The organism is Burkholderia sp. HI2714, from assembly GCF_002223085.1.
Lineage (GTDB): Bacteria > Pseudomonadota > Gammaproteobacteria > Burkholderiales > Burkholderiaceae > Burkholderia > Burkholderia lata_D.
This window is the reverse complement of record NZ_NKFM01000055.1, coordinates 128,360-154,246: the sequence shown is the minus strand read 5'-3', so window position 1 is coordinate 154,246 and position 25,887 is coordinate 128,360. Positions and strand designations below refer to the sequence as shown.

The following is a 25,887-nucleotide window of genomic DNA, read 5'->3' as shown; positions in this document are numbered from 1 at the left end:
CATGTTCGATCATCTGCAACGCCCTGAATTCGTCGCGCTGCGCGCGGCCGTGCTGCGCTTCGTCGACGACGAACTGCGTCCGATCGAGCGCGAGCTGCGGCTCGACTCCGAAGGCGTGTGGCCGCGCGACGTGCTGCGCCGCGTCTGGCAACGCTCGGCCGCGCTCGGCTTCTATACCGCGAGCCTGCCCGTCGAGATCGGCGGACAGGGGCTGTCGATCGCCGAGGTGTGCGCGCTGAAGGCCGACCTCGCCGCGAGCGGCGCAGCGCTCGCGCCGCACGTGCTCGGTGAACTCGGCGGCCCGCCGCGCGTCGGCAACATGCTGAAGTACGCGACGCCCGCGCAGCTCGACCGCTATTTCAAGCCGGTGATGCGCGGCGAGAAATCGACGTGCTTCGCGCTGACCGAGCCGCATTCGGGCTCGGACGCGATGAGCATCTGCACGACGGCGATCGAGGACGGCGATTCGCTCGTCATCAACGGCACGAAGCACTACATCAGCGGTGCGCCGTTCGCCGATTTCGCGATCGTGATGTGCGTGACCGACGCCACCGCGACGCCGCCGCAGATCACGGCCGTGCTGGTCGATCTCGACCTGCCCGGCGTGAGCGTTCAGCACGAGTACGTGCCGATGTCCGGCCAGCATATCGACGCGGACATCCGCTTCTCCGGCGTGCGCGTGCCGCGCGAGAACGTGTTCGGCGGCGTCGGCAACGGCTTCCGGCTCGGCATGTCGCGCATCAACGTGAACCGGCTGCTGCATTGCCCGACGATGCTCGGCCTCGCGATGTCGGCGTACCGGGCGTCGCTCGATTACGCGCGCACGCGCCGGCAGTTCGGCGGCCCGATCGCGCGGTTCCAGGCGATTCAGCACATGCTCGCCGACATGGCCGCCGCGCTGTGGGCATGCGAAAGCATGATTGCGCATACGGCCGCGCTCGCCGATGCGGGCGCCGACCTGCGGATGACGGCTGCCGCCTGCAAGCTGTACGTGTCGGAGCGCTGCTTCGAGGTCGCGGACAAGGCCGTGCAGATCCACGGCAACGTCGGCGTCACGCGCGGCCATCCGGTCGAGCAGACGTTCCGCAAGCTGCGGATGTTCCGGATCCTGACCGGCACCAGCGAGATCCAGCGCAACACGATCGCGAAGGCGATTCTCGAGCCGGCCGGCGCGGGAGGCGGCGCATGACGACCCGCGACGACGCGGCCGACGCCTGGCCCGCCGCCGATCCCGATGCCGATGGGCCCGCCTGGTCGTGCCTGCGCGGCGTGCGGATCGTCGATGCCGGCCAGCTGCTGCCCGGCCCGCATGCGTGCGCGCTGCTGCGCCAGCTCGGCGCGGACGTGATCAAGGTCGAGCCGCCGGGCGGCGACGCGTTGCGGCAGTTCGGCGCCGACACGTTCGCGCAGTTCAACCGCGGCAAGCGCTCGATCGTGCTCGACCTGAAGACGCCCGACGGCCGCGCACGCTTTCTCGATCTCGTGCGCGACGCCGATGCGGTGGTCGAAGGCAACCGGCCCGGCGTGATGGCGCGGCTCGGGCTCGGCTACGACGTGCTGGCGCACGCGAACCCGCGCGTCGTGCTGTGCTCGATCAGCGGCTACGGGCAGGACGGCCCGTATGCGAACCGTCCCGGCCACGACCTGAACTTCCTTGCCGATGCCGGCTACTGGTCGGTGCCCGCGCAACTGCACGACACCGTCTCGCGGCCACGCGTGCGGCTGGCCGATCACGCGGCCGCGCTGCACGCCGCGCTCGCGCTGGCGGTCGCCGTGATGAGCGCCCGCGCGAGCGGTGTCGGCCAGCATCTCGACGTGTCGATCCACGACGCGATCTTCGCGTGGACCGCACCGGCCGCGTGGGCGCTGCGCACCGGCCGCGATACGCCCGACGCGGCGCGCTGGGTGATGCCCGACAACGACCTGTTCGAGACCGCCGATGGCCGGCACATCGTGCTCGCGACGCTCGAGGACAAGTTCTGGGCCGCGTTTGCCGATGCGCTCGGCGATGCGTATCCGGCGCTGCGGGAACCGCGCTTCGCGCAGCGCGCGGGCCGGCAGCAGCATCGGCACGCGCTCGGCGCGCTGCTGCGCGCGACCTTCGCGACCCGCACGCAGGACGACTGGATGCGCGTGCTCGGCGCACTCGGGCTGCCGGTGTCGTGCGTGCCCGACGCGGGCGCGGTGTTCGACGATCCGCACGTGCGCGCCCGCGGCGTCGCCCGCGAGGTGGCGGCCGACCGGTCGCTCGCGGTGCGCTTCCCGGTGAAGTTCTCGCTCGGCCTGCCGGACGGTGACGACCGGGTGCCGGCGCCCGGCGAGCACGGCGGCGGATAGCGCGACGCCGCCGGCCGCCGACGATAAATAAACAGGAGACAGCCATGACGAATGGTGCGCAGTACCGCCCTGGACGGGCGTGGTCCATCGCGACGATGCTCGCGCTGATGATGCTGGTGAATTTTCTCGACAAGGTCGTGCTCGGCCTCGTGTCGGTGCCGATGATGCGCGACCTGCATCTGAGCCCGACGCAGTTCGGCGTGATCGGCGGCAGCCTCAACTGGCTGTTCGCGGTCGCGGCGGTCGCGGGCGGCATCGCTGCGAACCGCTGGCCCGCGAAATGGCTGCTGTTCGCGATGGCGGCCGCATGGGCGCTGCTGCAACTGCCGATGCTCGCCGCCAGCTCGATCTGGGTCGTCATCGCGTGCCGCGTGCTGCTCGGCATCGGCGAAGGGCCGGCGTCGCCGGTCGCGACGCACGCGATCTACAAATGGTTTCCCGATACGCGGCGCAATCTCCCGGTCGCGCTGCTGCACCAGGGCAGCGCGCTCGGCCTGCTGATCGCGGGGCTCGCGATTCCGGTCGTCACGTCGCACTGGGGCTGGCGCGCGAACTTCGCGGTGCTGGCGGTGCTCGGGGCCGTGTGGTGCCTCGCGTGGGCGGTGGCCGGCGAGGAGGGCACGCTGTCGCGCGGCCCGCGCGCGTCGGGCGGCGAACGCGTGCCGTACGGGCGGCTGCTGACCGACCGCACGGTGCTCGGCAACTTCCTCGGCCATTTCGCGGCGAACTGGATTCTCGCGATGACGCTCACGTGGATGCCGACCTACCTGCAGCTCGGGCTCGGCTTCGGGCCGCACGAAGCGGGGCGCATGTTCGCGCTGTTCGTCGCGGTCACGTCGCCGCTCAGTCTCGCGCTGGCATGGCTGTCGCAAACCTTGCTTGCGCGCGGCATGCCGTCGCGGCACGGACGCGGCACGTTCATCGCCGTCACGCTCGCCATCGCCGGCGCCATGCTGGCGATGCTGCCGGTGCCCGAGCTGCCGCGCGCGGCGAAGCTCGTGCTGCTGACGGTCGGCAGCGGCCTGACGCTGACGATGTACTCGATCGGCCCCGCGATGCTCGCCGAGGTGACGCCGGACGCGCAGCGCGGCGGCGTGCTCGCGCTCAGCAACGGCTTCGCGTCGCTCGCGGGCCTCGGTGCGCCGGTCGTCACCGGGATGCTGATCGAGGCGAGCGGCGCGTCGGTCGCGCGCGGCTTCGAACAGGCGAGCGTCGTGTGCGGCGTCGTGCTGATCGTCTGCGGGGTGCTCGGCGCCTGGTGCCTCGATCCGCAGCGTTCGCTGCGGCGCCTCGCGGGCGACACGGAGTGCGCTGCGCCGCCGGTCGGCGCGTGCGGCCGCTAGCGCCTGCCGCGCACATCGTTTCGCATTGCATCGCATTCGGCGTACGGCCCGCCAGCCGGGCAGCGGCGCCTTTCGACGGGAGCAGTACCACGATACGCCGCGCGACGACGCGGCAGGAGGAGACATGAAGAAGATGATCGCGGCGGCGCTGATCGGCGCGCTGTGGGGGAGCGCGCACGCGCAGTCGAGCGTGACGCTGTTCGGCCGGATCGGCGGCGGCGTGCGCTGGGTCAACGGGCTGCCGGGCGGCAGCCAGGTCGGGTTCAACAACAACATCATCGCGGGCAACGAGTTCGGCATTCGCGGCAAGGAGGATCTGGGCGGCGGGCTGAAGGCGCTGTTCGTGCTCGACGGCGCGTTCAACAGCGGCACCGGTGCGCTGAAAACGTCCGGCACGCTGTTTTCTCAGGCCGCGTATGTCGGCCTGGCCGGCGATTTCGGCGGCCTGACATTCGGCCGCCAGTTCAACGTCGCGGAAGACCTCGGTATCGCGCTCGATCCGCTCGGCGGACGCGGGCAATCGCTCGCGGTCGAGCCGGGTGTGCAGTTCGACGGCAACTTCTTCACGCTCGACTCGCGTTTCAACAACACGATCAAGTATCTCGGGCAGGTGGGTGGCCTGCGGTTCGGTGCGAACTATTCGCCCGGCGGCGTAGCGGGCAGCTCGCATGCGGGTACCAGCTATTCGACTGCGGCGATGTACACGTATTCGGACCTGATGGGCGGCGTGTCGTATGCGAAGACGTACAGCCCGGATGGCTCGCAGTCGGCGCAGACGATCCAGGCAGGCGGCACGCTGCAGCTCGGCCGTGCGCGCTTCTACCTGAGCTACGCGTCGCTGAACGTCAGCGCGAACAAGGCCGGCGCGCGGTCGCGGCGCGACGATATCCCGTCGTTCGGCATCGTCGTGCAGCCGCTGCCGTCGGTGCAGCTGAGCGCGGCCGCGGTCTACGACCGCGCACGCAATCTCGGCAACGTGTCGGGCGCGGACGGACACAAGCTGACGACCTACGCGATCGCCGAGTACTTCCTGTCGAAGCGCACCGAGCTGTATGTCGAGGTCGACCGCAACGGGATGACCGGCGCGTACATGCGCGATCCGGCGACGATCGCGGCGCTGAACCTGCGGCGCGGGGCGAGCGCGACGACCGGTGTGTCGATCGGGCTGATGACGCAGTTCTGAGGTTTTTTCAACGATTTTTCAGGAGTGTGATTCGATCATGCGTACTTCATCCCGACTGATCGCGGCGCTGCTGACGGCGGCATGCTGGACCGTCGCCGCGCACGCGCAACCCGACGCCGCGAGCGCGGCGATTCAGGCATCGGCGGAAGCGGCCGTGCAGGCATCGGCGCAGGTGCCTGCGTCAGCTGACCTGTCGCCGGCGCAACGCAAGGCAGCCGATCGCAAGCTGAAACGCCGTGTCAGCACGGCGCTTGCGCGCACGAAGAACCTGAACGTCACGCGCATCCTCGTGCGGGTGCGCGACGGCAGCGTGACGCTCAGCGGCTCGGTCACGGATACGAACCAGGTGACGCTCGCGGCGGCGGTTGCGCGGCGCGTCGACGGGGTCGTGTCGGTGTCGAACCTGCTGCGCATCGACGGCCAGCAGCCGTGATTGCCGGCACACGTTCGTCCTCCTTCCACTACGAGACATGATTCGATGCGAATTCATCGACGTTTTACCGCTACCCGGCGCACTCGCCGGCTGGCCGAGACCTTCGTGCTGGCCGGCGGGCTCGCGCTCGCCGCGATCGCGCCCGCTGCGTCCGCTGCACTCGACGCCGTCACACCGGGCATGATGCAGGGCTTCCCGCCGCCGGCCGACCAGGTCGTCAACAAGGCCAACGCGTTCACGCCGGCGCGCCTGCGCTGGGCGTTGGGCAATACGCGGCTGCTCGCGCCGACGGCCGGGATCCGGCACGCGGCTTCGCCGATGCCGTTGCCCGAGCAGCCGGCATCCGGCCTCGACACGTTGCCCGTGACGATCGGCGGCGAGACGCTGACGCTCGACGCCTACCTGCGCGCAACGCATACCGACGGCTTCATCGTCGTGCAGCGTGGCCGGATCGTCTACGAGCGCTACTTCGACGGCTTCCGGGCCGACCAGCCGCACGCGTGGGCGTCGATGACGAAATCGGTGACGGGCCTGCTGGCCGCGCAGATGATCGAATCCGGCGTGCTCGACGCGGGCGCGCCGCTCGCGCGCACGGTACCGGAACTCGCCGACACGCCGTTCGGCGGCGCGACGCTGCAGCAGAACCTGGACATGGAAGTGCCGACCGCGTACGCACCGGGAATCCCGCCCGATCTCGGCCTGTTCGGCGCGGTCGGGCTGGTGCCGCACCGTGAAGGCGCGCCGGCCAGCATCGCCGAGTTCCTGCTGACCGTGCAGCGTGTGCCGGACGTGGCGCCCGGCAGCACGTGGTTCTACCAGAACGGCTCGCCGGAAGCCGTCGCGTGGGCGATGCAGCGCGCGACGGGACAGTCGTGGAGCGCGCTGGTCGAGCGGTGGCTGTGGCGCGATTTCGCGGAAGACGATGCGTACGTCGTCGTCGACCGCAATGCGATGGCGATGGCGAGCGGCGGCCTGTACACGACGCTGCGCGATGCGGCGCGCTTCGCCGAGCGCGTGCGCACGGGGCTCGGCGGCGCACGCGGTGCGCTGTCCGCCGCGACGATTCGCGCGGCACTGCAGCCCGCGCACAACGCGGCGCTGTTCGCTAAGGGCAACGTGATCGCGGGCAAGGACGGCTATGCGTATCGCGACTACTGGTACCAGGTGAACGACGGCGACGGCTCGGTCGCGGCGGCGGGGCGGTTCGGCCAGTCGATCCTCGTCGATCCGAAGCACGCGCTGACGATCGTCAAGTTCTCGTCGTCGCCGGACTTCGCGCCGCGCGCGCTCGACGCGCAAGGCGCAGCGACACGGCCGCGTGCGGCGCTCGAACGTGGCGATGCGTTGAGCATGGTGGCGCGCGCGGTCGTCGACCGGTTGCGCTAGCGCGCTGCAACCGGGTGTGCCCGACGAGAGGGGCGGCGTTGCGTCGCCGCTCCGCGATCGCGTCGGCTATCGGCCCGCTTCGCACCGCGATAGTGCGATGCGCGGGCTGTCAGGGAAAACCACATCGGCACATCGCCTGTCGCCGTTTCGTCAGCTTGCTTACGCACGCCATTCACGTCTGAGCAAAGCGCGCCGCGTCCAGCGGACATGCGCGCTTTCGTTTCTCTTGCAGCGGTGCACCGTCCCCGCTCATCTCCCCGCCATTCGATTTTCAACTGACGCTCAGTTGAACATTTCATTTCTTGATGTGATTGCGGCTGGATACCATCCAGCGACTGTCTATACAACCCGGTCGGCGCGTATGGGCGGGATCTAAAAAAAACACAACACATCGATGAACAGGTTTGGAGAGGAGAAGACGGAGATGGTGCGAATGAAGGGTGGGAAGACGGGCGCCGCAGGCGTGGGCGCAGCCGTTGCCATGCTGGTTGCCGGCGCCGCGCACGCGCAGTCGACGGTGACGCTGTACGGGATCGTCGACGCGGGTGTGACCTACACGAACAACGCGAAGGGCCACGCATTGTGGCAATTCACGGGCGGCAATGAATCGGGCCCGCGCTGGGGCTTGATCGGCACCGAGGATCTCGGCGGCGGCCTGAAGGCGAACTTCCGTCTCGAGAACGGCTTCAACGTCGCGAACGGCGCGCTCGGGCAGGGCGGCCGGATGTTCGGGCGTTCGGCGTGGGTCGGCCTGAGCGGCGCGAACTGGGGCGCGGTGACGCTCGGCCGCCAGTACGACTCGACGCAGGACATCCTCGGCTCGCTGCAGATGAGCAGCTTCCTCGCGCAGTACTCGACGCACCCGTTCGACAACGACGACATCAACAACACGTTCCGCACCAACAACGCGGTGAAGTACGTGTCGCCGACGATCGCGGGCCTGCAGGCGAACCTCGTGTACGGCTTCTCGAACTCGACCGGCTTCGCGAACGACAACAGCTGGAGCGCGGGCGTCACGTACGTGAACGGGCCGCTCAACGCAGGCGCCGCGTATGCGCGCGTGAACCATCCCGCGGTCAGCACGAGCGGCGCCGTTGCTTCGGACAACTACTATCCGGCGTCGGAATCGGTGTTCGGTGCGAGCCTCGGGAGCGCGATTCGCCAGCAGATCTGGGGCGCGGGCGGCAGCTATGCGATCGGGCCGGCCACGCTCGGCCTGCTGTACACGGGCTCGAACTTCGGGCAGGCGACGGGCGGCGCGCTGCGCTTCAACAACTACGAAGGCAGCCTGCGCTACATGATCACGCCGGCGCTGATGGCCGCGGCCGGCTACACCTATACGCAGGTCGCGCGCGCCAGCGACAGCGGTCACTACCACCAGGTATCGGCCGGCGTGCAGTACCTGCTGTCCAAGCGCACCGACGTGTACGTGAACGGCTTCTACCAGAAGGCGTCGTCGGGTGCCGGGCAGGCGTGGATCGACGGCACCGACAGCGCATCGACGACGATGTCGCAGGTGGCGGTGGTGGTCGGCATCCGCCAGAAGTTCTGATGTTCTGACGCACACGCGCGTCTTCCGGAGGAGGCACTCATGAAACTCAAACTGTTGCTGGCGGCGTTGCCGTTCGTCGGAATGTACACGGGCGGCTCGCTCGCCGAGGTGCGGCCGCTGCTGTTCGGGCTGCCGTTCCTGCTCGTGTGGAACCTGGTCTGGATGGCCGCGACCGCCGCGATCCTTGCGATCCTGTTCCATCTCGACGAGCGCGACGCGGCCCGCGCCGGCCGCTCGGGAGACGCGCGATGAACGCATCGATCCTCATCATCGCGGCGTTCGCCGTGTTCGCGCTCGCGATCGGCGTGATGGCGCGTCGCGGCCGCAAGCTCACGCTCGAGCAGTGGGCGGTCGGCGGGCGCGGCTTCGGCTCGCTGCTCACGTTCCTGCTGATGGCCGGCGAGGCGTTTTCGACGTTCTCGTTCCTCGGTGCGAGCGGCTGGACCTACAGCAAGGGCGTGCCCGCGTTCTACATCCTGTCGTACGGCTGCCTCGCGTTCGTGATCGGCTACTGGATGCTGCCGGCCGTCTGGCGTTACGCAAAGGCGCGCGGGCTCGTGTCGTTCGCCGATTACTTCGCGGCGAAGTACGACAGCCGCGCGATCGGCGTGCTAGTGTCGGTCGTCGCGGTGTTCGCGATGGTGTCGCTGCTGATGATCCAGTTGCGCGGGCTCGGCGTGATCGTATCGGAGATGTCGTACGGGCTGATTCCGCAGGCGGCCGCGATCTGGATCGCCGCGACGCTGATGGCCGTGTACATGGTCGTGTCGGGCATCCACGGCTCGGCGAGCATCGCGATCTTCAAGGACGTGCTGATCCTCGCGATCGCGATCTTCCTCGGCCTCTATCTGCCGATGCATTACTACGGCGGCCTCGGCGCGATGTTCGCGAAGATCGACGCCGCGCATCCCGAACTGCTGCGCATGCCCGCGCACGGCTTCAACCTGAGCTGGTACAACTCGACGATCCTGCTCACGTCGCTTGGCTACTACCTGTATCCGCACGGGTTCACCGCGATCTACGTCGCGAAGGACGAACGCGCGCTGCGTCGCAACGTGATCCTGATGCCGCTGTACCAGGTGCTGATCGCGTTCCTGTTCCTCGTCGGCTTCGCGGCCGTGATGACCGTGCATGGGCTCGAAGGCGCGCAGGCTGATCTCGCGCTGCTGCGCCTCGTGAAGCAGACGTTTCCCGCATGGTTCGTCGGCATCGTCGGCGGCACGGGCCTGCTGACCGCGCTTGTGCCGGGTTCGCTGATCATGTTGAACGCGTCGACGACGATCGCGCGCAACATCTACCGCGAAGGTTTCGCGCCGAACGCGACCGACCGCGAGGTGACGCGCGTCGCGCGGATCGCGCTGCCGATCTTCACGCTGGTGGTCGTCTACTTCGTGCTGCGCGGCGGCGCGACGTTCGTCACGCTCGCGATCTTCTCGTCGAGCCTGCTCACGCAGCTCGTGCCGATGCTTGCTTCGAGCTTCCTGAAGCGGCCGTTCGGCACGCGTGAAGGCGCGTTCGCGGGGATCGCCGCCGGCGCGATCGTGATCGCGATGACGAACTACTATGGCGTGACGCTCGCGTCGCTGTTCCCCGGCGCGTCGACCACGCTGACGTCGATCAACCCCGGGCTCGTCGCGCTCGCGATGAATGCGGTGGTGTTCATCGTGATCAGCGCGGGGCAGCGCAGGCTGAAGGCGCGGGCTGCAGCGCCGGTCGGTTCCGCGTGACGGCTGGACGGCAATGAAATCGAACGAACGACAACAGGACACTGTGCGATGACTATCGAGAACAACCGAGCGGACAACCGCGAAGCGATCGACACGCTGATCGCGAATGGCTGCGTGATCACGATGGACCCGCAGCGGCGCGTGATCGAGCATGGCGCGGTTGCCGTGAAAGGCGATCGTATCGTCGCCGTGGGCGGCACCGATGAACTGCAGGCCCGCTACCGCGCCGCACGCACGATCGACGCGCGTCGCAAGGCCGTGCTGCCGGGCCTGATCGATGCGCATGCGCATGCGGGCCACGCGATGCTGCGCACGATCGGCGGCGCGGACGGCGACGCGTGGTCGGCCGCGGCCGAGGCGATCTACACGCGCGCATCGGACGAGGCGTTCTGGGAAACCGAATCGCACCTTGCCGCGCTCGAGCGGCTGAAGGCCGGCGTGACGACGGGCGTGTCGCTGCTCGGCGGCGGCAACTCGATCATGCGCGTCGACGATCCGGTCTATGCACGGCGCCATTGTGATGCGGTCGTGCGCACTGGCACGCGCTCGATCGTCGCGGTCGGCCCGTCGCGTCCGCCCGCGCCGCGTGCTTATACGCGCCACACGCCGGACGGCAGCGACACGCGCGACATCGACTTCGACACGATGTACGCAGTGTGCAACAGCATCATCGACGAATGCCACGGCGATGCCGGCGGCCGGATCCGCATCGCGCTCACGCTGCCTGTGTACGGGCCCGAGCACGACCCGGAACTCGCGCAGTACGAGCGCGATTTCCGCGACCAGGCCGCGCGCTACGGCGCATTGGCGCGCGAGCGCGGGCTGACGTTCACGCAGGACGGCCACCGCGCGGGCACGCTCGCGTTCGCGCATCGCGAGCTCGGCTTGCTCGGCCCGACGTCGTTCATGTCGCACAGCATCGACCTGACCGACGACGACATCGCGGCATGCGTCGAGACCGGCACCGCGATCGTCCACAACCCGAGCGCGATCATGTCGATCATCGGGCGCTGCCCGGTGCCCGAGCTGATCGATGCGGGCGTGACGGTGGCGATCGCGTCGGACGGCGCGGCGCCCGATCGCGGCTACGACATGTTCCGCCATATGTGGCAGTGCATGCATTACCACCGCCGGCATTTCCGCGACCCGGACGTGCTGCCGCACGGCAAGGTGCTTGAGATGGTGACGATCGACGCGGCGAAGGCGCTGTCGGTCGATCACGAAGTCGGTTCGCTCGAAGCCGGCAAGCTCGCCGACATCATCCTCGTCGACCTGTTCCGGCCACACATGATGCCGATGAACATGCCGGTGTATCGCGTGACGTGCTTCGCGAACGCGGCCGACGTGTGCATGACGATGGTCGGCGGACGGGTGCTGATGGAGGATCGGCGCGTGTTGTCGGTCGATGAGGAGGCGATTCTCGAGCGCGTCGTGGAGGTGTCGGAAACGATGCTGGAGCGCAGCGGGTTGCGTCATTTGCTCGAAGAGCCGGAGACGCTGTGGGGGCGCAGCCGCTACTGAGCGGGCACGCGGCAGCCGGCATACGGCGACCGTTCCGCAACGCCGGCCCGGTTCGGGCCGGCTCGTGTTCCGCTCAAGCGAGACTGCCGGGTGCCAGCCGCACCACCTTCGCCGGCGCAGCCCGGAACGTCGGGCTTTGCGCATCGTTGGCGATCATGTGAGGCGTCATGTCGTGCGCGGCCAACGCATCCGCCGATGCCCAGCGCTCGATCAGCACAAAGCCGTTCTCGTCGCCGACGACGGGATGCAGGTCGTACTGGAGGCACCCTGGTTCTGCCCGAACCGTGGGTGCCAGCCGCTCATAGGCGGCAATCTGCTCGTGACGCTTGCCGGGAAGGGTTTGAATCGAGATGACGAGCAGCACCTCGCGTTCTTGGCTGCGGCTTTGACGATCGACTTCGTTCATGGCGACTCCTGGCTGGTGTGCGTGATGCCGACGAACAAGCGGGGGCGCCGTAAACGCGAGAAGCCCCGTCGCTTGGCGGCGGGGCTCCTGGTGCATGCAACCGCGACGATTACCGCGTGCGCATTCCGGACGACCCGCCGTTGGCGATGGTCGTCGTGGTCGTGACGCTTGCGAGGGGAATCGGATCGCGCTGCATGAACGCAAGGTAGCGCGATCGGCCGGAGCGTGTCAATCGCACCGGTTCTCGATCCATGGCGTCAACGACGGTAGATGAACTCCAGATCGGTCGCTTCACCGACCTTGAAATCGTACGTGCCGACCTTCCTGAATCCGGCTTTCTCATAGAAGGCAATGGCCTTCGCGTTGCCGGACCACACGCCGAGCCACACCGGGCCGGGGCGTTCCGTTGCCAGATAATCCAGTGCGGAATCGAACAACGCGCGCCCGGCGCCGGTCCCTTGCGTACCGCGCCGAAGGTAGATCTGATGGATCTCCCCCGACCCGTCGGTAACTTCCGGGTGCGGGAGCTTGCACGGCCCCGCGTGCGCATACCCCACCAGCCGGCCGTCGTCGCTTTCGGCGACCCACGTGCGGCACTGGGGATCGTTGAGCTGGCCCGTGACCGTTTCCACCGAGTAGGCCTGGGTTTCGTACGCAGCCAGATCGTGCGGCGGGTAGTCGATATTGAATCCGTCTTGCAGAAAGGTTTCGCGAAACGTGTCGCGCTTCAGTTCGGCAAGCGGGATGGCATCGGACGGCGTAGCAACGCGGATCAACATGGAGGATGGCTTGGTTCGTGGGGCGGGCAGACAGTGTATCCCGGCTGACGAGCGGCTTGCGAGCGCGTGGTCGATCTGCGTGCGAGCCGTGCCAGGGGCGGGCGCGCCCGAACCTGATCGACCGCAAGGCAATCTCGCCGATGCCGGTGGTTGACGGCGGACGGACATGCTAGGATTTCCGACAAACAACTTCGGAGACTGCCATGCCGTTCATCTGCGAAAACGTTGCATGCCGCGCCGTGCTGGCTCGCGGGCAGGTCAGGCCCCGTCAAGAGGACGCGGGGTGGTGTTTCTACTGCCCGGACTGCAACACCAGGAACGAGTTGATGTATGTCGACGTGGCCGGTGGCGCCGTCGAACTGGTTCAGCCGGAGCGGGCCAGCCCGCCGCACAAGGTGGTTGCAACGGCCCGGCCGTTGCAGGACGGCAAATACGCCGCGCAGTTGAGCGTTCAGCGGGCGCTCGCCGTGAAGGGAACGTACGCGGCCGAAGAACACTGGGATGAACTCGGTGTGTTCGGTGACGCGCAGGAAGCCGTCGCGCACGCGAAGTCGTTCGCCACCGACCTGTTGCAGCGAGCGGCGTAGTCGATATCATTCGGTCAACGAAGAAGCGGTGTCGCGCACGCATGCGTGATACCGCTTTGCATTGTCCGTTCGTTCCCGTCAGTTGTAGATGTCGAACGAGAAATACTTCTTCGCGATCCGCCGGTACGTCCCGTCCTGAATCAGGCTCGCAAGCGCCTGGTTGATCTGCGTGCGCAGCGCGTCGTCATCCTTGCGTACGCCGATCGCCGAACCCACGCCGAGCGTCTTCGGGTCATGCAGCGGCGGCCCCGCGAATTCGAAGTTCGCTCCCTTGGCCGTTTTCAGGAAACCGAGGTCGGCCTGCACCGACGATTGCAGCGACGCATCGAGCCGCCCGGACAGCAGGTCCTGGTAGACGAGATCCTGCGTCTGGTACGTGCGGACGATCACGCCCTTCGGCTCCCAGTACGTGCGCGCATAAGTCTCCTGCGTCGAACCCTGCTCGACGCCGACGCTCTTGCCCTGCAGCGATTCGGGTGTCGGTTGCAGATTCGAGCCGCGCCGCGCGACGAGGCGGGGCGGCACGTTGTTGATCTTGTCCGTGAACGCGATCTGCGCGAGGCGCTTCTCGGTCACGCTCATCGACGACAGCACGCCGTCGAACTTGCGCGCCTTCAGCGCGGGGATCATCCCGTCGAACGCGTTCTCGACCCACACGCAGCGCACCTTCATCCGTTCGCAGATCGCATTGCCGAGATCGATGTCGAAGCCGACGAGCTTGCCGTCGGGCGCGAGCGATTCGAACGGCGCATAGCTGGGGTCGACGCCGAGGCGCAGCACTGCTGGGCCTTTCGCGGCGGCGGCGCCGGCCGTCAGCGCGAGCGCAACGGCCAGAACGAGCTTTTTCATGTCTGTCTCCAATACCGATTGATGTTGTTTGTCGTGCAGCGAACCAGCGGCCGATGGGCGTGACCGCCCGCGCCCGGCCATGCGCGGGCGGCTGGACGTCGCGCCGCAAGCGGCCGGCGAAACGTCCGGATTCGAAGGGGGCTTTAGCGCGCAGCGCCGGTGATGCGCACCATGCTGTGCCGGTAGCCGGCGGGCGCGAACGCGGCATTCAGCGCGGCCATCGCGGCGATCACGCCGAGATGCATCCACCACGCGATCGCGAAGCCGCCGCCCGCGTCGCGCAGCCAGCCGATCAGCCAGGGGCTCGCCGCGACGGTCAGGAAGCCGATGCCCTGCACGAACGCGGCGAGTGCGCCGGCGAGCCGGGCATCGGGCAGGTGGTCGAGCGTGACGATCAGGCTCATCGAGAAGAAGGCGCCGAGACCGAGGCCGACGCTCGCGACCCAGAGCCAGGGCGCGACCGCGGGCAGCGTCGCGAACCCGACGAAGCCGGCCGCCTGCAGCGCGAGCGTGAGCCACAGCGCGACGCGGCGGTCCGGCGAGCGTTTTGCGAGCATCGGCATCGCGAGCGCGCCGATCGCCTGGAACAGCGCCATCCACGCGAGCAGGTTGCCGCTCGCTTGCGGACTCATGCCGATGCCGCGGTAGAACGCGGGCAGCCACGCGACGAGGCTGGCGTAGCCGCTGTTGCTGAGCCCGAAGAACAGCGCGAGCTGCCATGCGCGCGGAATGCGGGCGAACGCGGTGAGCGGGGCCGCTACGGCCGTCGCGCGCACGGCGTCGCGCGGCGCCTTCGCCCGCCACAGCGCGAGCGTGACGAGCGCGGGCACGGCCCACACGGCGAGCGCGAGATGCCAGCCGCCCTGCACGGCGAGCCACGGGCTCGCGACCGCGCCGAAGGCGCCGCCGCCGACCAGCGCGGCCGAGTAGAGGCCCATCGCGAGCGGCAGCCGGTCGACGAACCAGCGTTTCGCGAGGCCGGGGACGAGCGCCTGGATCACGGCGACGCCGGCGCCCGCGACGATCGCGGTGCCGATCAGGCCCGCGCTGCCGTCGCTCCACAGGCGCGCTGTGCAGCCGGCCGCGATCAGCACCAGCGCGACGCTCAGCGCGCGCGGCTCGCCGACGCGCCGTGCGAGCCCGACGCCGACCCCGGCGACGACCCCCATCAGCACGAACGGCAGCGTGGTCAGCAGCGCGGCCGCGCGAAAGCCGAGGCCCGTGTCGGCGCGCACGACGTCGAGCACGGGGCCGAACGCGGTCAGGAACGGGCGCAGATTGAGGCCGGCCAGCACCAGCAGCGCTAGCGCGCCATAGGGCACGGACGCCGCATGCGGGCGGTGGACGGCTTGCGCGGTGCCGGGGTCGGACATCGGAATGCTCCAGGGAGGGGCCGGTGGCCCTGTGATGCGATGCCGAAAGGGTAAGCGCGCGCTACGTCAGGTGAAAATTAAATATTCGACTGGGAATCAGTGCGGAATGCGATGGGGCGCAGCGGGGCGGCGGGGGCAGCCGGGGGCCGCTGGCGGCGGTGGGCGATACGGCGCGACGGCACATTCGTCCGATGAAACGCGCGCCGTCATGCGACGGGCATCTGCTCGGCCAGCGCTTGCGCGCGCGCGGCCACCAGCGCCCGGACGAGCGCGCGATCGGCCGCCGTTTCCGGCGTGAAGATCACGAGCGTCTGGTCGGGCCGGCCGCTCACCGCGAACGCCGAGTATTCGAGCGCGATGCGCCCGACGGCAGGATGGTGGATCTCCTTGGTTCCTTCTTCGTGCGAGCGGACATCGTGGTCGCGCCACAGTGCGTCGAACTCCGCGCTCGCCGCGCGCATCTCGTCGACGAATGCCTGAACGGCCTGCGTCGCACCGCCGCGCGCGACGTCGGCGCGAAACGCGCCCACCGCGAACCGCGCGACGCGTTCCCAGTTCGCCTGCACGCCGCGCACGTGCGGATCGACGAAGATGAGCCGCAGGATGTTGCGCCGTTCCGGCGACAGCGTCGCATAGTCGGTCAGCGTCGCGGCTGCCGCGTCGTTCCACGCGACGACGTCCCACGTCGCCGAGCGCACGATCGCCGGGCTCGCGTCGAGCGAATCGAGCACGTGCTGCACGCGCGGCGACACATGGTCGGCCGCGTGATAGCGGACTTCCGGCAGGTGGCCGACGCCGATCAGGAACAGATGCTCGCGCTCGGCGTCGTTCAGCAGCAGCGCCCGCGCGAGCCGCTCGAGCACGTCGGCCGACGGCGCCCCGCCGCGCCCCTGTTCGAGCCACGTGTACCACGCGGTGCTCACGTGCGCGCGCTGGGCGACTTCCTCGCGCCGCAGGCCCGGCGTGCGGCGGCGCGTGGCCGGCAGGCCGAGCGCGGCCGGGTCGAGTTTCTCGCGGCGGGCCCGAAGGTATGCGCCGAGCAGGTTGTCAGGGGCGTCAGCCATAGCCTGTTAGTTCGTTTACCGGTAAACCGTCACGACTTCACCGTACGCGGCGATCGACAGATAGTAAGCCTCCCTGCCATCCGGAGGTATTGAACATGCGTGTCTTTGTTACTGGAGCGTCGGGCTTCGTCGGCGCTGCCGTCGTGGCCGAACTCGTTGCTGCCGGGCACTCGGTGCTCGGTCTCGCGCGGTCCGATGCGGCCGCGTCGTCGGTCGCGGCGGCGGGCGCCGATGTCCATCGCGGGTCGCTGGAGGATCTCGACAGCCTCACGCGCGGCGCCGAAGCCGCCGATGCGGTGATCCATACGGGATTCAATCACGACTTCTCGCGCTTCGCGCAGAACTGCGAGCTCGATCGCCGCGCGATCGAGACGATCGGTGCGGTGCTCGCGGGCTCGGCGCGGCCGCTGGTCGTCACGTCGGGCCTCGCGCTCGTCGCACCCGGGCGCGCGGCGACGGAGGACGATCCGCACGTGCCGGTGTCGTCGACCTATCCGCGTGCGTCCGAAGCGACCGCGGTCGCGCTGGAAGCGCGCGGCGTCCACGCGTCGGTCGTGCGCCTGCCGCCGTCGGTGCACGGCGACGGCGATCACGGTTTCGTGCCGCGCCTGATCGCGTTCGCGCGGGAGAAGGGGGTATCGGCCTATCTCGGCGATGGCGGCAACCGCTGGCCGGGCGTGCACCGGCTCGATGCGGCGCGCGTCTATCGGCTCGCGATCGAACGCGGCGCGGCCGGCGCGCGCTATCACGCGGTCGACGATACCGGCGTGCGGTTCCGGGACATCGCGGAAGTGATCGGCCGGCGGCTGAACGTGCCGGTCGTCGCGAAAACGGCGGCTGAAGCCGGCGAACACTTCGGCTGGTTCGCGATGTTCGCGGGGCTGGATGCGCCGGCCACGAGCGAGCGCACGCGTGCATCGCTCGACTGGGCGCCGACGCAGCCGGGGCTGCTGGCCGATATCGACCGGCCGCGGTATTTCGAAAGCTGAACGGGGGGGCGGGTGTGCCGCTGTTTACAGACAAGCGGCACGCCCGCCTCGCATCGTTCACACCGTGACGACGATCTTCCCGACCTGCGCACCGGCTTCCATGTACCGATGCGCTTCCACGATGTCGTCGAACGCGAACGTGCGATCGATCAGCGGCTTCAGCGCGCCGGCCGCGAGCCCGTCGACGATGAAGCGCTTGGCGCGCTCGAGCCGCTGCGCGTCGCCGGTGATCTCGAACAGCTCGTAGCCGCGCAGCGTCAGGTGGCGTGCGAGCAGGTCCATCACCGGAACCGGGATGTCGCGCGTGTCGAGCGCACCGTACTGGAAGAACGTGCCGTTCGTGGCCAGCGCGCGCAGCAGCTTCGCGGCATCAGGGCCGCCGACCGGGTCGAACACGAGGCGCGCGCCGGTGCCGCCGGTGAGGTCCGCCACTTGCTGCGGCAGGTCGGCAGGGCTGCCGACGATCACGTGCTTCGCACCCGCGTCGAGCAGTGCCTGGCGTTTCGATTCGCCGCGCGTCAGCGCGATCGGCACCGCGCCGACGTGGTTCGCGATCTGGATCGCCGCTTGCCCAACGCTGCTCGACGCGGCGCCGATCAGCACCGCGTCGCCGCGCTGCAGCCCGCCGAGTTCGATCAGCGCGCCCCAGGCCGTGACGAACATCATCCACGTCGCGGCCGCTTCCTCGAACGACAGGCTCGCCGGATGCCTGACCGCCGCACGCGCGGGCACGTTGACGACCTCGCCGTACATCCCGTAGTCGGCGAACGAGAACGCCGGCACGACGCTCACCGCATCGCCCTCGGCGAACGCCGTCACGTTGCGGCCGACCGCCGCGACGATGCCCGCGGCCTCATAGCCGAGCGCCGCCGGCAAGCGCGGCATGAACGTATATTCGCCGCTGCGGTACATGACTTCCGCGCGATTGAGGCCGATCGCCTTCACGCGCAGCTGGATGTCGTCGGGGCCCGGTGCGGGTACGTCGACGGTGTCGATCTGCAGGACCTCGGGGCCGCCGACGCGGTGGAAACGAACGATGCGGGACATGGGTTGCTCCTTCAATGAACGGGTGTCGATGAAGCAGCACTGTAGGCGGGTCCCCGCGCCGGAGAAACGCGCGGCGGGATCATTGATTGTTATTCGATGAATAACAATCGACGCACACCTGTTCTACACCGGATAACGCCGCGCAAACAGCTCGTTCAGCCAGTCGATGAACGCGCGCACCTTGTCGGGTAGATGCGCGCGGTTCGGGTACAGCACCGACACCGGCTTCGGCTCCGCCGGCACGCCGGGCAGCAGTTCGATCAGCTGGCCGGTGTCGATGCTCGGCTGCAGCGCGGGCCGCAACGCATGCACGATGCCGAGGCCGGCCAGCCCGCAGGACAGCAGCGCTTCCGAGTTGTCGGTCAGCAGGCTGCTCGCGAGCTTCACCGCGACCGTTTCGCCGTTCGGGCGGAACGTCCATTCGAGCACCTTGCGATTGCTGCCGGTAAAGAAGTTGACGGCGCGATGCGCGCGAAGATCGTCGAGCGTGCGCGGCAAACCGTGGCGGGCAACATAGCCGGGCGACGCGCACGTGACCATCGGCACCGCGCCGACCGTGCGCGCGACCATGCTCGAATCCTTCAGCTTGCCGACCCGCACGACACAGTCGATGCCTTCGCCGATCAGGTCGGCTGGCTGGTCGCTCGCGCCGAGCACGAGCTCGATCTGCGGATAGCGCTGCTGGAAATCGGGCAGGGCCGGAATCACGACCGTCTTCGCGAGCGCGAGCGCGATGTCGATGCGCAACCGGCCTTTCGGTATCGCGCGCTGCTTCGGGAACGACGCGAACGCGTCGTCGATGCTGCCGAGCAACTGCACGCAGCGCGCATGGAACGCCTCGCCTTCGGCGGTCACGCTGACGCGGCGCGTGCTGCGGTTCAGCAGCCGGACGCCGAGTTCCTGCTCGAGCTGCTGCACGGCTTTCGTCACGGCCGGTCGATGCAGTTGCAGCGCGTCGGCGGCCTGCGTGAAGTTGCCGCGTTCGACGATCTGTACGTAGATCTGCATCGCTTGCAGGCGGTCCATGGCGTTCCCGGGTGTCGTGGCGAGCGGCCATCTTCGCATACCCCTCGCCCCCCCGTGCGACGCCGATGCGCCGCCGCCCGCCGCCCGTCATTCGACCGGATGCAGATCCTGCAGCAACGTCGGCACGAGCTCCGACACGGTCGGGTGGATGTGCATCGCGCGGCTGATCGTCGTATACGGCGCGCCGGCGGCCATCACGTCGAGCATCCCGTGCACGACTTCGTCGCCCGTCACGCCGAGGATCGACGCGCCGAGGATCGCGTGGCTGTCCGCGTCGACGATCACCTTCATGAAGCCCAGGCTCTCGCCTTTTTCCACCGCGCGGCCGACGCGCGTCATCGGGCGCGTGCCGACGAGCAGCCGGCGGCCCGTCTGCTTCGCTTCCGCGAGCGTCATGCCGACGCGGCCGAGCGGCGGATCGACGTACAGCGCATACGCCGCGAAGCGATCGGGCACCTTGCGCGGATCGTTGTCGAGCAGATTGGCCGCGACGATCTCGTAGTCGTTGTACGCGGTGTGCGTGAACGCGCCGCGCCCGTTGCAGTCGCCGAGCGCCCAGATGCCGGGCACGTTCGTGCGCAATTGTTCGTCGACCTCGATATAGCCGCGCGCGTCGGTCGAGACGCCCGCGCGGTCGAGCCCGAGATCGTCGGTGTTCGGCACGCGTCCGACCGCGAGCAGCAGGTGCGAGCCCGCGACCTCGCGGCCGCCGCCCGCGCAGTCGAGGCCGACCGCGATGCCGCTGCCGTCGCGCCGCGCGCTCAGGCAGGTCGCGTCGAGCTGCACGTCGATCCCTTCCTTCTCGAGGATCTCGCGCACCGCCTGCGACACGTCTTCGTCCTCGCGCCGGATCAGGTGCGAGCCCTTCTCGACGATCGTGACCTTCGACCCGAAGCGGCGATACATCTGGCCGAACTCGAGCCCGATGTAGCTGCCGCCGACGATCACGAGATGCTCGGGCAGGAAGTCGACGTCCATCATCGTCGAGTTGGTCAGGTACGGCACCGTGTCGAGGCCCGGCATGGCCGGCACCTGCGCGCGCCCGCCGACGTTGATGAAGATGCGTTCCGCTTCGAGCAGGTCGTCTCCCACGCGCACCGTGTTGGCCTGCTCGAAGCGGGCGTGACCCTGAAACACGGTGGTGTTCGCGAGGCCGCGCACCCATTGCTCGACGCCGTGGTTCGAGCGGCCGGAGATCTGGTCCTTGCGCGCCTTCACGGCTTTCATGTCGACGGTGACGGGGCCGCCGACCGACACGCCGTATTCGCCGGCGCGCCGCGCGAGCTGCGCGGCGTATGCGCTCGCGATCAGCGTCTTGGTCGGGATGCAGCCGGTGTTCACGCAGGTGCCGCCGAAGCGGCCGCGCTCGATGATCGCGACCTTCATCCCGGCGGCGGACAGCCGCGCGGCGAGTGGCGGCCCGGCCTGCCCGGTGCCGATGACGATCGCGTCGAAGTGTTGCGTCATGACGTCCTCCAGTGCGGGTGCAGCGAGGGAACGCGTGCGGGCGAGCCGCGTGCGAGGCCGGCGCACGGTCGCGCGACGGCGAGCGTTCATGGTAGTCCTGTTGGCGAGCGCTCGCGAGCGCGGGGGAGGCGGGACGTGACGATATCCGGCCGTGCCCGCGCCGGCCGGCGTGCGATGCAACCGGTCGCAGCGCGCCGGGCCGGCCGCGTCAGTCCTTGCGTTGCCATTGACCGAACGACACCGGCCGGTGCGCGTCGGCGCGCGTGACGGTGACGTGGTCGGGCTGGTCGTCGAGCGGAAACGATTCAGTGACGATCCGGCTCGAAAACAGCCATCCGTGCGTGCGCGGGTCGTAGCGGAACGTCACGTAGTCGCTCCAGTGCTGCCCGCACGCGACGAAGTTCTGCACGGTGAAATAGCGGCCCTTGATCGCGAAGCCGTTGTCGGCGGCATCGTCGGGATCGAACGGGTCGCACTGGCCGCCTTCGTTCGCGCGCAGCACGACCTGGTCGTTGCGCGCGACGAGCCGGAAGGCGTGATCCGGTTGTTCCTCGAAGATCAGCAGCGGCCGCGGCGACGGCTGCTCGCGCGTATCGACCGCCCGATGCACGACGACGAGGAAGCTGTGCCGCCCGTTGTCGAGATCCGGTCCGGCATGCGCGAGCAGCGGCTGGTAGCCGGGCGGCAACTGCGCGGCGACCGATTTCGGCAGGTCGCCGGCGCGGGCGTTGAACGAAAGCGCGGCGAGCAGCGGGAGGAGCACGAAGGGCAGGCGGGAAACGCGCATCACGGGTGTCCGGTCGAAAGGAGGAAAGCGGTGCCGATGGTGTGGAGGTTACAAGTCCCGCCCGAGAAACTCGGTGCCCGGCACCGGGTTGAACGCGACGGGCGGCGCGGGCGTGAAGCCGAGCGACGCATACAGTTGCCTGGCGGCGACGAATTCGGGCAGCACGTCGAGGCACACGCGCGCATAGCCGGCCACCTTCGCGTCGTGCAGCAGCCGTTCGACGAGCCGGCGGCCGAGGTTCAGCCCGCGCGCTTCGGGGCGCACATAGACGCGCTTCATCTCGCAGGTCGTCGCGTCGATCTCGCGAAACGCCGCGCAGCCCACCACGCGCTCGCCTCGCCACGCGAGCAGCAGCAGCCCGCGCGGCGCCGCGTACTTGCCGGGCAGCGCGGCGATCTCGGGCTCGTAGTCCTGGAATTCGAGGCTGACGGTCGGGCTGGCGATGTACTCGCGGAAGATCGCCTCGACGACACGGGCGTCGTCGGGATAGCGGGCGGCGCGAATCTCGATCATGGGTGGCGGCGCGAATGACGGGAAAGAGGGCCAGCATAGCAGCGCAAAGCCGCTTTCGGCCATGCGCGAAGCGTGCCAGAATCAGCGGCTCGACCATCGGAAACGACACGCAGGCGCTGGCGATTCGGCGTCGCTCACCAAGGAGACTTCGATGACTGCATCGGCTGCCGTACTCGCCATCCTGGCTGCGCTGTTTCTCGGCGCGATGATTCCGGGCCCGAGCTTCGTGCTGGTTGCCCGCAATTCGATCGGGCTGTCGCGCCGCGACGGGCTCGCCACCGCGCTCGGCATGGGCATCGGCGGCATCGTGTTCGGCGGCGTCGCGCTGGCCGGGCTCTATACGCTGCTGCAGGCCGTCGAATGGCTGTACGTGGGCCTCAAGGTGGCGGGCGGCGCGTACCTGATCTACATGGCGTCGAAGATCTGGCGCGGCGCCGACCGGCCGATCGCGATGGACGATCCGCAGGCGATGGCCGGCGGCAGCGCGCGCAAGTCGTTCTGGACGGGCCTGACGACCCAGCTCAGCAACCCGAAGACGGCGATCTGGTACGGCAGCATCTTCGCGGCGCTGCTCCCGCAGCATCCGCCGCTGTGGTGCTATCTGGCGCTGCCGCCGCTCGTGTTCGGCGTCGAGTTCGGCTGGTACACGATCGTTGCGCTGTGCTTTTCCACGCGGCGGCCGCGGGAGCTCTACCTGCGCGCGAAGAAGTGGGTCGACCGCATTGCCGCCGGCGCGATCACGCTGCTCGGGCTGCGACTGATCCTGAATGCCCCGAAAGCGGGCATCTGACCGCATCTGACCGCTTCCATTCCCGATCTGCATCGCACGGCGGCCGGCCATTCCCGTGGCCGGCCGTCGGCGCGCGCCGCGCGAACGCGCATCGGCGTCAGGTTTCGCTGAACCGCGCCAGCAGCGCCGCGAACCGTGTGTCGTCCGGAAATTCCTTCACTTCATACCGCACGGGGCGATGCCCGGTGGCCGTCATCAGGTCACCGCAGGTGCGCAGCAGTTCGGCCATCGGCACGTAGGCGGACTGCCCCGTCGAGCCGCGATGAAGCGCGACGATATCCGTCTCGGGCAGCAGGGAAGGCACGCCTTCGCTCCATACGCCGACGCTGAACAGGCTGCCGTCCTGGCGCTTGTACACCGAGTAGGTCGCCACGAAGATGTCGGTGCCGTCGCGCTCATGCACGTCGCTGAGCAGCATCCGCTGATCCTGGTAGTCGCCCGCGAGCTCGCCGATGCGCAGCGCATGCAGCTTCGCTTCGAGCCCTGCCGGCACGAAGCGCCGCCAGGCGGCGCCGTCCCAGCGCAGCATCAGCGGCGGCAGCGCGCGCGGCTGCGCCTGCGCCTGTTCGGCGAGGTCGACCATGGCGGCGAGCCCGGCCGGGTTGCGGTCGCCGGTGAGCAGCAGCACCGCGCGGTTCGGCGCCATCACGACCGGCGCGCCGGCGATCGGCTGCCGGTGGAGCAGGTCGGTCAGCAGCAGCCGCGCCGCGTCGTACGAGTCGTCGAATTGCGACAGGAATACCCCGTTCGGCAGCGCGGCCCACGGCGTCGACGATTCGGCCCGCAGGTTGTCGATCGCGATGTCGCAGGCTTCGTCGAACGAGACACCCCATTGGTCGAGCGTCGCGGTCGGCAGGCGCGCGATGTTGAGCTCGCCATCGTATGCGATGCCGATTTCGATGTTCTCGCACAGCGGCCGGAACGCCAGCTCCGTTATGCCGAACTGCCCGGCCGTTTGCAGCGCCGTCACGTAGCGCTCGGTCGCGCTGCGGATCACGGGGCGCAGCTTCGCGCGCGCGGCGGCGAAATTCGTCGGGATCTCGTGCTGCAGCATCGCGTTCGCCTGGCGCTTCAGCACGGTGTCCCGCTCGGACGGCTTCGCGGCCGCGTAGTCGTGGAACAGGTTGTGCAGGTTGATGATGTTCGACGGCACATCCGACTGGACGAGGCAGCCCTTCTCGTCCTCGTGGCGCCAGGTGCGTGTGTCGCCCGACGCGCGCAGCGTGGCGATCAGGCGTTCGGCGAAGGCCTGCGGGGTCGGCGGTTTGCCGAAAAGGTCGCGCAGGCGCGTGACGAGATTGGCAAGCATCGTGTGCGGTCGGGCCGGGCCCGTCTGTTGTTCGTGGGTCGGTGGCGCCCGGTCTCGGCGGCGCCGCCCGCGGCCGGCACGCGTGGCTCGGCGGGTGCTTTGATGTTAGTGCAACGCGGCCGGTATCGTCGGACGATATTTGCGATGGGCGGGCGGCGATGGGCGATGGGCGGGCGGCGGGCGACGGGCGAGGTCAAGGGCGACGTCAAGGGCGGCGTCAAGGGCAAGGGCGAGGTCAAGGGCAAGGTCAAGGTCAAGGTCAAGGTCAAGGTCAAGGTCAAGGTCAAGGTCAAGGTCAAGGTCAAGGTCAAGGTCAAGGGCAAGGGCAAGGGCAAGGGCAAGGGCAAGGGCAAGGGCAAGGGCAAGGGCAAGGGCAAGGGCAAGGGCAAGGGCAAGAGCAAGAGCAAGAGCAAGAGCAAGAGCAAGAGCAAGAGCAAGAGCAAGAGCAAGAGCAAGAGCAAGAGCAAGAGCCCGGCAGGACCGTCGCCGCAGCAGCCCCCGGTCGCCCGCCGAGCCTTGCGCGGCGGGCGTTCGCGTGTATCGCACGCCGCGCCGATCGGCGCCGCTTCCCCGATTCTGGCGGCCGACCGCCCGGCGGCGTGTAAACTGCTGCCTTTTTTGACGGTTTGCAGCATGGTGCAAGCACCTCCGCGCCCGGCGCTGAGCGGCCCGGCGCTCGTCCGGCTGCTCGCGCGCCTGGCCGATGCCGATGTCGCGGAATCCCGGCAGACGCTGTCCGACCGGCTGAGCCAGTGGCTCGGCTGGACCGACGCGATCACGCTGTCGTCCGCGCTGAACGCGAGCCCGCCCGGCGTCGCGGCCGGCGTGCGCGGCTACGACGCGGAGCGCGACTGCGCGCGCGTGCGCCACGAGCTCGCGCAGGCGATCACGGCCACCAACCGGCCGCGTGCGCGGCGCCGGCCCGGCGATCCGCCGCCGCCGGCCGCCGACACGGCCGATTTCGCGGACTTCCGCCAGCGTTATCTGTCCCTGCAGCAGGACATGGAAACGGCGATCGGCCAGTTGCGCGGCCGCCTGCGGGTTGCGGTCGCCGCGCGCTCGTCCGGGATGGCGCGGCTCGCGACGCTCGACGCGATCATGGAGCGCGTGCTCGGCGCGCGCGAGCGCAGCCTGCTGTCGCCCATCCCCGCGCTGCTCAGCACCCGTTTCGGGCGGCTGCGCGACGCGGAGCGGCAGGCGCTGGCCGACGCCGAATCCGCGGCCGCAGCCGCAGCCACGGCCGATCCGGCCGATGACGGCGCGGTGGTGGCCGATGGCACGGCCGTCGCGGCGATCGTGCCCGGTGCATGGCTCGATACGTTTCGCGACGAGATGCAAAGCGTCCTGCTCGCCGAACTCGAAGTCCGGTTTCAAACGGTAGACGGGCTGCTCGCGGCCCTTCGCACCAGCTAATCAACA

At 69.0% G+C, this 25,887-nt stretch carries 25 protein-coding genes; 14 read left to right on the top strand and 11 right to left on the bottom strand.

The window, feature by feature from the left end:
* Position 1 precedes the first annotated feature (1 nt).
* From CFB82_RS30085 to CFB82_RS30040, 10 genes are all read left to right on the top strand, one after another.
* Positions 2-1,189, top strand: a complete 1,188-nt coding sequence (locus CFB82_RS30085; RefSeq protein ID WP_089486416.1) for an acyl-CoA dehydrogenase family protein — start codon at positions 2-4, stop codon at positions 1,187-1,189.
* Positions 1,186-2,337 (top strand): CaiB/BaiF CoA transferase family protein, encoded by a 1,152-nt coding sequence (locus CFB82_RS30080; RefSeq protein WP_089486415.1) that lies wholly within the window; start codon positions 1,186-1,188, stop codon positions 2,335-2,337. The genes CFB82_RS30085 and CFB82_RS30080 overlap by 4 nt, the downstream gene beginning before the upstream one ends.
* A 44-nt stretch (positions 2,338-2,381) precedes the next feature.
* Complete coding sequence (locus CFB82_RS30075; RefSeq protein WP_089486414.1) at positions 2,382-3,680, top strand: MFS transporter; 1,299 nt, start codon at positions 2,382-2,384, stop codon at positions 3,678-3,680.
* Positions 3,681-3,804: 124 nt separating this feature from the next.
* Positions 3,805-4,863 (top strand): porin, encoded by a 1,059-nt coding sequence (locus CFB82_RS30070; protein WP_089486413.1) that lies wholly within the window; start codon positions 3,805-3,807, stop codon positions 4,861-4,863.
* A 37-nt stretch (positions 4,864-4,900) separates the two neighbouring features.
* Positions 4,901-5,296, top strand: a complete 396-nt coding sequence (locus CFB82_RS30065; RefSeq protein WP_089486412.1) for a BON domain-containing protein — start codon at positions 4,901-4,903, stop codon at positions 5,294-5,296.
* A 45-nt stretch (positions 5,297-5,341) separates the two neighbouring features.
* A complete protein-coding gene (locus CFB82_RS30060) occupies positions 5,342-6,682 on the top strand; it encodes a serine hydrolase domain-containing protein (protein WP_089486411.1) in 1,341 nt (446 codons plus the stop codon).
* A gap of 424 nt (positions 6,683-7,106) precedes the next feature.
* Positions 7,107-8,234, top strand: a complete 1,128-nt coding sequence (locus CFB82_RS30055; protein WP_143750984.1) for a porin — start codon at positions 7,107-7,109, stop codon at positions 8,232-8,234.
* 39 nt (positions 8,235-8,273) lie between these two features.
* Positions 8,274-8,486, top strand: a complete 213-nt coding sequence (locus CFB82_RS30050) for a DUF3311 domain-containing protein (RefSeq protein ID WP_069250887.1) — start codon at positions 8,274-8,276, stop codon at positions 8,484-8,486.
* On the top strand, positions 8,483-9,961 hold the full coding sequence (locus CFB82_RS30045) for a sodium:solute symporter family protein (RefSeq protein WP_089486409.1): 1,479 nt from the start codon (positions 8,483-8,485) through the stop codon (positions 9,959-9,961). The genes CFB82_RS30050 and CFB82_RS30045 overlap by 4 nt, the downstream gene beginning before the upstream one ends.
* Before the next feature lie 48 nt (positions 9,962-10,009).
* Positions 10,010-11,482 (top strand): amidohydrolase family protein, encoded by a 1,473-nt coding sequence (locus CFB82_RS30040; RefSeq protein WP_089486408.1) that lies wholly within the window; start codon positions 10,010-10,012, stop codon positions 11,480-11,482.
* Positions 11,483-11,555: 73 nt separating this feature from the next.
* Here the strand turns inward: CFB82_RS30040 and CFB82_RS30035 are convergent, their stop codons facing one another.
* Positions 11,556-11,888, bottom strand: coding sequence for a putative quinol monooxygenase (locus tag CFB82_RS30035; RefSeq protein ID WP_089486407.1), 333 nt, complete (start codon positions 11,886-11,888; stop codon positions 11,556-11,558).
* Between the two features lie 257 nt (positions 11,889-12,145).
* Complete coding sequence (locus tag CFB82_RS30030) at positions 12,146-12,667, bottom strand: GNAT family N-acetyltransferase (protein ID WP_089486406.1); 522 nt, start codon at positions 12,665-12,667, stop codon at positions 12,146-12,148.
* A gap of 203 nt (positions 12,668-12,870) precedes the next feature.
* Here CFB82_RS30030 and CFB82_RS30025 point away from each other — a divergent pair, with 203 nt between their 5' ends.
* Positions 12,871-13,254: a hypothetical protein gene (locus CFB82_RS30025; RefSeq protein ID WP_089486405.1), complete on the top strand. Its 384-nt coding sequence runs from the start codon at positions 12,871-12,873 to the stop codon at positions 13,252-13,254.
* Between the two features lie 78 nt (positions 13,255-13,332).
* On the opposite strand, the gene CFB82_RS30020 is transcribed toward CFB82_RS30025, so the two are convergent.
* From CFB82_RS30020 to CFB82_RS30010, 3 genes are all read right to left on the bottom strand, one after another.
* Positions 13,333-14,103, bottom strand: coding sequence for an ABC transporter substrate-binding protein (locus CFB82_RS30020; RefSeq protein WP_089486404.1), 771 nt, complete (start codon positions 14,101-14,103; stop codon positions 13,333-13,335).
* Between the two features lie 143 nt (positions 14,104-14,246).
* Positions 14,247-15,476, bottom strand: coding sequence for a cyanate transporter (locus CFB82_RS30015; protein WP_089486403.1), 1,230 nt, complete (start codon positions 15,474-15,476; stop codon positions 14,247-14,249).
* A 206-nt stretch (positions 15,477-15,682) separates the two neighbouring features.
* Complete coding sequence (locus CFB82_RS30010) at positions 15,683-16,540, bottom strand: helix-turn-helix transcriptional regulator (RefSeq protein ID WP_089486402.1); 858 nt, start codon at positions 16,538-16,540, stop codon at positions 15,683-15,685.
* Positions 16,541-16,635: 95 nt separating this feature from the next.
* Here CFB82_RS30010 and CFB82_RS30005 point away from each other — a divergent pair, with 95 nt between their 5' ends.
* Complete coding sequence (locus CFB82_RS30005) at positions 16,636-17,529, top strand: SDR family oxidoreductase (RefSeq protein WP_069252864.1); 894 nt, start codon at positions 16,636-16,638, stop codon at positions 17,527-17,529.
* Positions 17,530-17,586: 57 nt separating this feature from the next.
* Here the strand turns inward: CFB82_RS30005 and CFB82_RS30000 are convergent, their stop codons facing one another.
* The 5 genes from CFB82_RS30000 to CFB82_RS29980 all read right to left on the bottom strand — a co-directional run bounded on the left by CFB82_RS30000 (position 17,587) and on the right by CFB82_RS29980 (position 22,369).
* Positions 17,587-18,576, bottom strand: coding sequence for a zinc-dependent alcohol dehydrogenase family protein (locus CFB82_RS30000; RefSeq protein WP_089486401.1), 990 nt, complete (start codon positions 18,574-18,576; stop codon positions 17,587-17,589).
* 123 nt (positions 18,577-18,699) lie between these two features.
* Positions 18,700-19,602 (bottom strand): LysR family transcriptional regulator, encoded by a 903-nt coding sequence (locus CFB82_RS29995; RefSeq protein ID WP_089486400.1) that lies wholly within the window; start codon positions 19,600-19,602, stop codon positions 18,700-18,702.
* 87 nt (positions 19,603-19,689) lie between these two features.
* A complete protein-coding gene (locus CFB82_RS29990) occupies positions 19,690-21,069 on the bottom strand; it encodes an FAD-containing oxidoreductase (RefSeq protein WP_089486399.1) in 1,380 nt (459 codons plus the stop codon).
* Between the two features lie 208 nt (positions 21,070-21,277).
* Entirely contained in the window at positions 21,278-21,856 is a 579-nt protein-coding gene (locus tag CFB82_RS29985; RefSeq protein ID WP_089486398.1) for a hypothetical protein, read from the bottom strand.
* A gap of 48 nt (positions 21,857-21,904) precedes the next feature.
* Positions 21,905-22,369: a GNAT family N-acetyltransferase gene (locus CFB82_RS29980; protein WP_089486397.1), complete on the bottom strand. Its 465-nt coding sequence runs from the start codon at positions 22,367-22,369 to the stop codon at positions 21,905-21,907.
* A gap of 151 nt (positions 22,370-22,520) precedes the next feature.
* On the opposite strand from CFB82_RS29980, the gene CFB82_RS29975 reads away from it, so the two are divergent.
* Positions 22,521-23,159: a LysE family translocator gene (locus tag CFB82_RS29975; protein WP_069252865.1), complete on the top strand. Its 639-nt coding sequence runs from the start codon at positions 22,521-22,523 to the stop codon at positions 23,157-23,159.
* 97 nt (positions 23,160-23,256) lie between these two features.
* Here the strand turns inward: CFB82_RS29975 and CFB82_RS29970 are convergent, their stop codons facing one another.
* Positions 23,257-24,468: a hypothetical protein gene (locus CFB82_RS29970; protein ID WP_089486396.1), complete on the bottom strand. Its 1,212-nt coding sequence runs from the start codon at positions 24,466-24,468 to the stop codon at positions 23,257-23,259.
* A gap of 633 nt (positions 24,469-25,101) precedes the next feature.
* On the opposite strand from CFB82_RS29970, the gene CFB82_RS29960 reads away from it, so the two are divergent.
* Positions 25,102-25,881 (top strand): DUF3348 domain-containing protein, encoded by a 780-nt coding sequence (locus tag CFB82_RS29960; RefSeq protein WP_089486498.1) that lies wholly within the window; start codon positions 25,102-25,104, stop codon positions 25,879-25,881.
* Positions 25,882-25,887: the final 6 nt, after the last annotated feature.